Source organism: Geobacillus sp. ZGt-1 (assembly GCF_001026865.1).
Taxonomy (GTDB): domain Bacteria; phylum Bacillota; class Bacilli; order Bacillales; family Anoxybacillaceae; genus Geobacillus; species Geobacillus thermoleovorans.
Genome location: NZ_LDPD01000021.1, coordinates 1695 through 10571 on the forward strand (window position 1 = coordinate 1695; position 8877 = coordinate 10571).

Below are 8877 nucleotides of genomic sequence, written 5' to 3' on the forward strand. Positions count from 1 at the left end.
ATGCTGTTTGACGAGCCGACATCAGCACTTGACCCGGAAACGATCGGCGAAGTGCTCGATGTCATGAAGCAGCTGGCGAAAGAAGGGATGACGATGGTTGTCGTCACCCACGAGATGGGGTTTGCCCGCGAGGTGGCCGATCGCATCGTCTTTATGGATCAAGGGCGCATTTTAGAGGAAGCGCCGCCTGAGGAGTTTTTCGCGGCCCCGAAAGAAGAACGGGCGCGCGTCTTTTTAAGCCGCATTTTAAACCATTAATTCCGGTCAATCAAAGGGGGTTTTGTTCATGAGAAAGAAAGCATGGAAATGGTGGATCGCCGTCGCCTTGACGGCCTTATTGAGCGCTGTTGCTTTAACGGGCTGCAGCACAACGGACAAAGGAGAAGGCGGAACATCGTCAGAAACCGCCAAAGCGACCAATACGCTTGAAAAAATTAAACAACGCGGCAAACTCATCGTTGGCGTCAAATATGATTTGAACTTATTCGGGTTGAAAAACCCGGAAACCGGAAAAGTCGAAGGATTTGACATTGATATTGCCAAAGGGTTGGCGAAAAAAATTCTCGGCGATGAAAACAAAATTGAATTGAAAGAAGTGACGTCAAAAACGCGCATCCCGATGCTGAACAACGGGGAAATTGACGCCATTATCGCCACCATGACGATCACCGAGGAACGGAAAAAAGAAGTGGATTTCTCGGATGTGTACTTTATGGCCGGGCAATCGCTGCTCGTCAAAAAAGACAGCCCGATCAACAGCGTGAAAGACTTGAAAAAAGGCATGACCGTTCTGACAGCGAAAGGATCGACATCGGCGGAAAACATCCGCAAAGTCGCGCCGCAAGTCAACGTGCTTGAATTTGAAAACTACGCGGAAGCGTTTACCGCATTGAAAGCCGGCCAAGGCGATGCGCTTACGACCGACAACGCGCTGCTTTGGGGGATGGCCAAACAAGATCCGAACTATCGCGTCCTTGATGAAACGTTCACCGAAGAACCGTACGGCATCGCCGTCCGCAAAGGAGACAAAGAACTGCTGCAAGTCATCAACGAATACTTGAAAGAAATTAAAGAAAACGGCGAATACGATAAGATCTACGAAAAATGGATCGGCAAAAAGCCGCAACAATAACAGGCGAAACGGTGGGCGGAACAATATCCGCCCACCTGTTTGCCCAAAGGACAGGCCATGAGTCAGCGAGGAAAGGAGGCGTTTAGCCTTGTTGCGCTATTCTATTTTAGTTGAACATTGGGATTTGTACATGCAAGGGTTTGGCCATACGATCAAGGCCAGCGTGCTGGCGCTGATCGGCAGCTTGGCCCTGGGGACTATCATCGCCATTTTCCGCATCGCGCCGATTCGCCCGCTCAATTGGATCGGAACGGCGTACGTGGAATTTATCCGCAACATCCCGCTTGTGTTGATCGTCTTTGTTTTTTTTATGGGCTTGCCCGCCGTCGGCATCCGGTTTGACTCGTTTACCGCCGGAACGCTCGGACTGATGGTGTATACCGCTGCTTTTATCGCCGAAGCGATCCGCTCGGGCATTCAAGCCGTTCCGAAAGGACAAATGGAAGCGGCCCGTTCCTCCGGGTTGACCTACTTACAGGCGATGCGTTACGTCATCTTGCCGCAGGCGGTGAAAATCGTCATTCCGCCGCTTGGCAACCAGTTCATCAACTTGGTGAAAAACTCTTCGGTGCTTGGCGTCATCGCCGGATTGGATTTAATGTATTACGGCGACTTGATTTCCTCGAAAACGTTCGTCACCTTTGACGTTTATATTTTCGTCGCCTTGTTTTACCTCGTCTTAACGATCCCGCTCAGCCTTGGCGTCGGCTACTTAGAGCGCCGGCTGCTCAAGGCGCGGTAGGAAAGGAGGCCAAATGATGGATTTTGCCGGTGCTTACGCGCCCGCCCATTTGAAGTTTTTGCTTCAAGGGTTTCTCGTCACATTGGAAGTGGCGTTCATTTCGATTGTCTTGAGTTTTGTCTTTGGCATTATCATCGGAGTCATTCGCTATACGAAAATCCCGGTGCTTTCCCAATTGCTGGCCGTGCTGGTCGAAACGATCCGGAATTTGCCGCTGTTATTAATCATTTTCTTTACGTATTTCGCCCTTCCGGAAGTCGGATTAAAGCTTGATAAACTATACGCCGCCATTTCGGCCTTGGTCATTTTTGAATCGGCCATGTTGTCAGAAATCGTCCGCAGCGGCCTGCAGTCGATCGATAAAGGGCAAATCGAAGCGGCTCGCTCATCAGGGCTTACGTATGGGCAGACGCTATGGTACATCATTTTGCCGCAAGCATTGCGGCGCATGGTGCCGCCGATCGTCAGCCAGTTTATTTCCTTATTGAAAGATACGTCGCTGGCCATTGTCATTTCCTTGCCGGAATTGATGAACCATGCGCAAATCATTAACGGCCGCAACGTCAATTTTGTCATCCCGATCTTCATTCTTGTGGCGTTCATGTACTTTATCGTCAACTATTCGCTGTCGTTATTATCTCGCCGGTTGGAATACCGTCAGCGATGATGGAACCGTATCCCCTTCTTCAGCCGGGGCATACGGTTTTTTCTTGCCATCTCTTTTCGTTAAAAAAGATCCGTTGTTTTCGCTTCCCTGTTATATAATAGAATTATAGATTAGGCCATGACTTTCACAAAGGCGGTGACGTCCACTGTTCCAAACGAAAAAAGAACCGCTTTGGCTTCTTTTGCTTTTGCTTTCTGCTACTGCGTTTCTGGGCGAAATGAAAATGAATCCGTTTGACAGCCCGTTTCGCGTCTCACTCGGCAGCGCCGTCTTTTTTCTCGGGCTTGTCGCTTTTACTTCCCTGCCCCCGCTTGTCATCGGCGCAAGCACCGGAGCGGTGGTCGTTGGGTTTCGCGTCTTTCTTGACTCATTGACGGGCGAAATGTCCGCTTCAGAAAGTGTGCTGACCCACATTCCGGCAGCCGGGTATTATATCAGCTTTTCAGCGATGGCGGCTGCCGTTCGTTTTCGCCATCGAATGGCCGCACCGATTCGAGCTGGAGTGGTTGGAGCGGCGCTCGACTTTTTTGCTAACGCCTGTGAACTAGGGATCCGGTATTGGATGGGGGAGCCGTTTGCCTTCAGCGGCCAAACAGTCATCGTCTTATGGTTATTCGCCATTTTGCGCAGTTTCTGCGTGATTGGCGTTTACAATATGTGGGTGACGAAGCATGTCCGCTCGCTCGCTGAAGCGAGAAAGCAAGAACTCGAGCGTCTCATTATGGTGAGCAGCGGATTATACGAAGAAATGTTTTACTTGCAAAAATCAATGGCTCTCATGGAAGACATGACGCGCCAAAGCTATGACCTTTACTCGCGGCTGATCGAAAGAAAACACGTTGAACCGCGCGTCGCCCTGGAGCTTGCCGAACATATTCACGAGACGAAAAAAGATATGCAACGCATTTTCGCCGGCCTTTCTAAGCTTATCGGCCGCCAATCGGTGCGCGGGCGCATTTCGATTGCCGAACTGTGCGCCATGGTCATTCGCGCCAATGAAAAATACGCCAACTTATCCGGAAAAACGATCACATTTTTGTACAACGGCCATATCGATCTCATGACCGACCAACTGTATCCGCTTCTTTCCGTGCTTAACAACTTGGTATCGAATGCCGTCGAGGCGATTGAGAAAACGGGCGCCGTCACTTTGCATGCACGTCTTCGCGGAAACGAGTTAATCATCGAAGTGGAGGATACCGGCCCCGGCATTGCGGCTGATGACATCACTTGGATTTTTCAGCCCGGATTCACAACAAAATACGACCGCCAAGGCAATCCGTCAACAGGCATCGGTCTTACCCATGCACGCGATATCGCCCAAACACTTGGGGGGCATCTACAGCTCGTCAAAAGCGAGCCGGGGCAGACGGTGTTTCGTCTTGCCGTGCCGACAGCCCACCTCCTGCAAAGCACGCCGATCACAGCCGAAATGTCCGATCACGAGGCTGACCAGCAAGAAAATGCCGTGATGTAGGCAATGGCACCCATTCTGGAACTTCCAAAGAAAGGAGAGAACAAAGGACATGGGGCTTCGCTTTTTTCTCATCGAAGACGATCCCGCCGTAAGGAAGATGTTGGAAAAGTTAATTGATGAATCCGAACTTGGCGAGGTGGTCGGCTGTGCCGAAGATGGACTGCACGTTCGCGCGGCCGACTTGCTTCACGTGGATGTGGTGCTCATTGACTTGTTAATGCCGGGGCGTGATGGCATTCAGACGATCAAGGCGTTGCGGGAAGAAGGATTTGCCGGAACCTTTATCATGATTTCTCAAGTTGAAAACAAAGAAATGATCGGCCAAGCCTATTTGCATGGCATTGACACGTACATTCAAAAACCGATCAACCGCTATGAAGTGCTGTCCGTGCTGAAACGCGTCGCCGATCACATGTCCGCCGTCCGCTCGCTCGAGTCGATCCGCCAGGTGCTCAAAGGGTTTGAGACGCAAACGGCCGATGCCGCCGTCTCCAAACCGTCCGCCATTGAGCAACAGGCGCAACAGCTTCTGCTTCTTCTTGGCGTCGCCGGCGAGGCGGGCAGCGCGGATGTGCTTCTCGTGGTGCGCTGGTTGGCCGAGCAAGAAGCAAAAGGCCTTCCCGTCCGCGAACTGCCGCCGCTGAAAGAACTGTATGCAGGACTCGTCCAGCGGGAATACGGCCTGTCCCCGACTGAAACGGCCAAGGAAGCGCGGGCGATGGAACAGCGCATCCGTCGGCTCGTCTTGCAGGCGTTCACCCATCTCGCTTCCCTCGGCCTGACTGACTACACGAACCCGACGTTTGAGCATTTCGCACCTAGGCTGTTTGATTTCGGTGACATCCGTCGACGGATGAAAGAGCTCGAACGCGGCCAAGCTGAGACGGAATGCCGGATGAATGTGCGGAAGTTTTTAACGGCTTTTTTTCTCGAGCTGAAGCGCGTCTAGAAAGCTGGTGATTTAGTGAAGAAGGCTGATGGCCCCGCCTATTTTTCAATTAGAGAAACCTTTCAATTAGAGAAACCTTGCCGGACGGACTTGCGATTCTGATCCAACGCCGTTGATTTGCGCGCGACGCCCCGTTTTTCACTAGGCTTCTAGGGGTGGGGAATCCACCATCCCCTTCACTTCACGACCCGCAAATGCGAAAAACTTGGAACTCGGGATGATGAAGTTGCGTTTCCTGTTAAATGGCCAGTCTTCTACATGATGATGGGGCTGCCTTTAGGACAGGTCAACCTTTTTCATTCCTTATGCCAACTGCGCCGCTCTTCGCTAGCAACGAATGAGACAAAACGAACGACGCTCGCTTCGCTTGTGTCAGCCGCCTGAGCCAGTTCTTTCGTCGTCATATTCGGCACGAGCTCAGCATGATCGAGAATGTAGGCGGCTACCTTTTTTTCCGCCGGTGAAAACCGTTCCATTTGCTGTTCAATTTTCGTTAAAATGCCAAGTTCATTCATCTTTTTTCTCCCTTTCCGTCCACCGTTTCATATTCATCTTATCATGGATGGGCGTCTGTTCTTCACGCCAATAAAAACTTTAATAAAAAATATTTGAATTCGAGATATATGTTTGCTATGATAATGATGTGAATATGAATCGTATGACAAGAGGAGGAAAAACGATGACAACATTTCAACTCGACAAAGCGCACAGCTCTGTCGCCTTCCAAGTGAGACATATGATGATCTCCAAAGCGAAAGGGGAATTCACCAACTTTGACGTTGAGGTGCAAGGCGACATCAACGAACTCGAGTCGCTGAACGTGAAAGCGACGATCGACGCCGCCTCGATCGATACGAAAAACGCCGACCGCGACAATCATCTCCGCTCGGCCGACTTTTTCGATGTTGAGAACTATCCAACCATTACGTTTGTCAGTGAGTCCGTGCGCAAGCTTTCCGACACGGAATATGAAGTGACCGGGAAGCTGACGATCCGCGGCGTGACGAGAACGGAAACGTTCAAAGTCGAATACAACGGCCAAGTGAAAAACCCGCTCACCGGCGGCATCTCGGTCGGTTTTGATGTCGAAGGAACGATCAACCGCGAAGACTACGGGTTGGTATGGAACGTCGCGCTCGAAACCGGCGGATTCCTCGTCGGGAAAGAAGTCAAAATCCTCGCGAGCTTTGAATTCGCTCTCAGCTGAACGACCAAGCAACAAGCCCTTAGCCATTTGCGAGGCTAAGGGCTTATTGCGCTTCATTGCGCCGTATACCCGCCATCGATCACGACCGCCTGGCCGGTGATTCCTTTCGCTTGTTCGCCTGCCAAAAAGAGAACATAATGGGCGACTTCTTCAACGGACAAGAGCTGCCGCTGCGGCACGAGCGGGTAAATCACTTCCTCGAGCACCTTCTCAAGCGGCACCTTTCTCGTCGCCGCCAAATCAGCGAGCTGATTGCGGACGAGTTCTGTGTCGACATACCCCGGACAAAGTGCGTTCACCGTAATGCCGTACGGTGCCCCTTCTAGCGCCGCCACTTTCGTTAAGCCGATCACCCCGTGTTTTGCGCTGTTGTAGGCGGCTTTTCCGGCAAACCCGATCAATCCGTTAATCGACGCCATGTTGATAATGCGGCCGTAGCGCTGCTCCTTCATCAGCGGAAACGCATGCTTAATGGCCAAAAACGGGCCGACGAGCATGACGCGGATCAACTGCTCGAACTTCTCGGTCGGAAAGTCTTCAATATTGGCGACATATTGCAAACCGGCGTTGTTCACGACAATATCGAGACGCTCCCACCGTTTGACCGCTTCATGGATCGTTTGTTTCACCTCTTCTTCCGCCGTCACATCACACTTGACGCCGACGGCCTCGCAGCCTAGTTGCCGCAACGACTCTGCCGCCTGTTCCACCTCTTCCTGCTTCAAGTCGGCAAGCACGACGTTCACGCCGTTGGTTGCCAACGTTTTCGCCACTTCATAACCGATCCCCCGCGCCGCTCCGGTGACGAGGGCTGTGCGATGCGCCATCATTCCCCTTCCCCCTGCTTCATCTGGTTATACACCTCATCATACTGCTTCGCCAAGTCAAAATCGAGCTTCGTCAGCCCTTTCGCCCGCCATGAGGACAGTTTCACTGTAATGAGCTTGTAGTCGATCGAAATGAACGGGTGGTGGTTTGTGTTTTCCGAAATCGCGGCGATTCGCCGAACGAACTCGATTCCTTGCAAGTAGTCTTGAAAACGGTATTTTTTCACAATCCACCGCTCATCGACCAGCTTCCAGCCGTCCGCTTTTTCAAGCAGTGCTTGCACTTCCTCTTCCGTTAACCGCACCGTTATCCCTCACCCTCTATATTTTGAAATATGCCAGCCAGCGAAACCGTCAAATCAGCGAACAAAAACGAGACGAGCACATCGCCTTCGCCAAAGACGCTCCGCTTCTCATACCCTTTTTCGCCGCGGCCGTACACTTCCACCGTTCGATGCAGCGGATCCACGATCCAATATTCCTTGACGCCAAACTGTTCGTACAACATATACTTTTCGTTTCGATCTTTCAACGCTGTACTTGGCGAAAGCACTTCCACTACCAAGTCAGGCGGACCATCGCAGCCTCGGCTGCCAATTTGGCTTTGATCGCAAATGACGGAGATATCTGGTTGCACGACATGCTTCGCCTGTTCATAGTCCGCCTGCTCATCAAGGCGTACATCAAATGGCGCCATGACAACCGTGCATCCTTTTTCACGAAAAAATGCCCGCAAAGCGACATACAATTCACCGACGATAGACTGGCGGACAAATGAAGGGGCCGGTGCCATGTTGTAGGGCACGCCGTTGATCAGCTCCCACCGTCCGTCCCACTTGACATAATCTTGATACGTATACCGTTCCTTTTGCCGCTCGGTCGGCTTCACGTCCATTCCCCCACCCGCTTGCTTTGCCCCTATTATACCATCGGACATCCGCGGCCGTCATACAACTCAAGAGCTTGCTCCTCAAAAAAGAGCCATCCGATCGAGATGGCTTTTTCGCAAAATACTAGTTTTAAGGCCGCAAGCTCGCCAACTGCTCGGCAAGTCGCAAATAAAAGGCGCGAATATCAAATGACGGATTCGGGTCAACGCCGATGATTTCCAAATGGTCGACATTGTACGTTCCCATGTCATTCCAAACCCCTTTTTTCAACGCCCCGTCATACGGTACGATCCGATCGCTTGATCCACGCTTTGGACCGTTCATGGAAACCGTATTGACAATACCATCGTTTTCAAGCCAGCGGTCGTCAATGCCGAGCGTCGGATTGCGGTACGAACCGAGAAACGGAGCGCATACGACCGCGCTGAATGCATTCATTCCGAGTTCGGGATAATAGTTGCCTGTGAGCGCTCCGCGATACGTCCGTTCTGTGGCAAAGCTCAAATAATACGTATTCGGGCTTGCTTGCACCCATTGATTCAACTTCTCAGCTCCGGAAACGGATAAATCGTAGCGGGCGGTATCTGTCGACGTCCAAACAGGGGAGCGCTTGAGCCGTTCAAAATAATGGTCGAACGATTCACCCGGCTGGCGGCGCAGTCCCCATTGGTCGAGCTTAAAATCGTATACTTGACTCGTGTACGGCACGTTGCTGGCGACAGCCGCCGCTTCCAACACCGCTTTTTGCAAGTCAAAAAAGCGATCGGTGAAATCAACCATGTTGACAAGCGTCGTCCCGTCATGAGGAGTGGCGATGGTCGTCACACTCAACACAAAATGATGTCCACCTTCAAACAACGGTGACAACGACACGTTGTGCGCCTTGGCGTACTCCCGCTCTTCTTGGCTTCCGTTCTCTAGGAGCGAGACAAGCATGCGGGCCGTCTGCCCCCCTTGGCTGTGGGCGATGATATGGATGCGGCCAC

General features: G+C 51.8%; 10 protein-coding genes and 2 pseudogenes. 7 read left to right on the plus strand and 5 right to left on the minus strand.

Annotated elements, in window-relative coordinates:
* The 6 genes and pseudogenes from VU18_RS19830 to VU18_RS08340 all read left to right on the plus strand — a co-directional run.
* A pseudogene (locus VU18_RS19830) lies at positions 1–258 on the plus strand (polar amino acid ABC transporter ATP-binding protein); the annotation flags it as partial.
* Positions 259–286: 28 nt separating this feature from the next.
* Complete coding sequence (locus VU18_RS08320; RefSeq protein ID WP_011231463.1) at positions 287–1132, plus strand: glutamate ABC transporter substrate-binding protein; 846 nt, start codon at positions 287–289, stop codon at positions 1130–1132.
* A gap of 88 nt (positions 1133–1220) precedes the next feature.
* A complete protein-coding gene (locus VU18_RS08325) occupies positions 1221–1874 on the plus strand; it encodes an amino acid ABC transporter permease (protein ID WP_014196037.1) in 654 nt (217 codons plus the stop codon).
* Positions 1875–1890: 16 nt separating this feature from the next.
* Entirely contained in the window at positions 1891–2541 is a 651-nt protein-coding gene (locus tag VU18_RS08330; RefSeq protein ID WP_023633758.1) for an amino acid ABC transporter permease, read from the plus strand.
* Positions 2542–2758: 217 nt separating this feature from the next.
* Complete coding sequence (locus tag VU18_RS08335; RefSeq protein ID WP_014196039.1) at positions 2759–4018, plus strand: HAMP domain-containing sensor histidine kinase; 1260 nt, start codon at positions 2759–2761, stop codon at positions 4016–4018.
* Positions 4019–4067: 49 nt separating this feature from the next.
* A complete protein-coding gene (locus VU18_RS08340) occupies positions 4068–4967 on the plus strand; it encodes a response regulator (protein WP_014196040.1) in 900 nt (299 codons plus the stop codon).
* 344 nt (positions 4968–5311) lie between these two features.
* On the opposite strand, the pseudogene VU18_RS08345 reads toward VU18_RS08340, so the two are convergent.
* A pseudogene (locus tag VU18_RS08345) lies at positions 5312–5482 on the minus strand (MurR/RpiR family transcriptional regulator); the annotation flags it as partial.
* Between the two features lie 164 nt (positions 5483–5646).
* Between VU18_RS08345 and VU18_RS08350 the strand changes: the two are divergent.
* Positions 5647–6174, plus strand: coding sequence for a YceI family protein (locus VU18_RS08350; protein ID WP_014196045.1), 528 nt, complete (start codon positions 5647–5649; stop codon positions 6172–6174).
* 53 nt (positions 6175–6227) lie between these two features.
* On the opposite strand, the gene VU18_RS08355 is transcribed toward VU18_RS08350, so the two are convergent.
* From VU18_RS08355 to VU18_RS17355, 4 genes are all read right to left on the minus strand, one after another.
* Positions 6228–7004, minus strand: a complete 777-nt coding sequence (locus tag VU18_RS08355) for a 3-hydroxybutyrate dehydrogenase (protein WP_047757961.1) — start codon at positions 7002–7004, stop codon at positions 6228–6230.
* Positions 7001–7306, minus strand: coding sequence for a 4a-hydroxytetrahydrobiopterin dehydratase (locus VU18_RS08360; protein WP_014196047.1), 306 nt, complete (start codon positions 7304–7306; stop codon positions 7001–7003). The genes VU18_RS08355 and VU18_RS08360 overlap by 4 nt, the downstream gene beginning before the upstream one ends.
* Positions 7307–7308: 2 nt before the next feature.
* Positions 7309–7896, minus strand: a complete 588-nt coding sequence (locus VU18_RS08365; protein WP_023633585.1) for a Uma2 family endonuclease — start codon at positions 7894–7896, stop codon at positions 7309–7311.
* Positions 7897–8020: 124 nt separating this feature from the next.
* Positions 8021–8877 (minus strand): hypothetical protein (locus VU18_RS17355; RefSeq protein ID WP_047757967.1); only part of this gene is annotated, 857 nt, incomplete at its 5' end.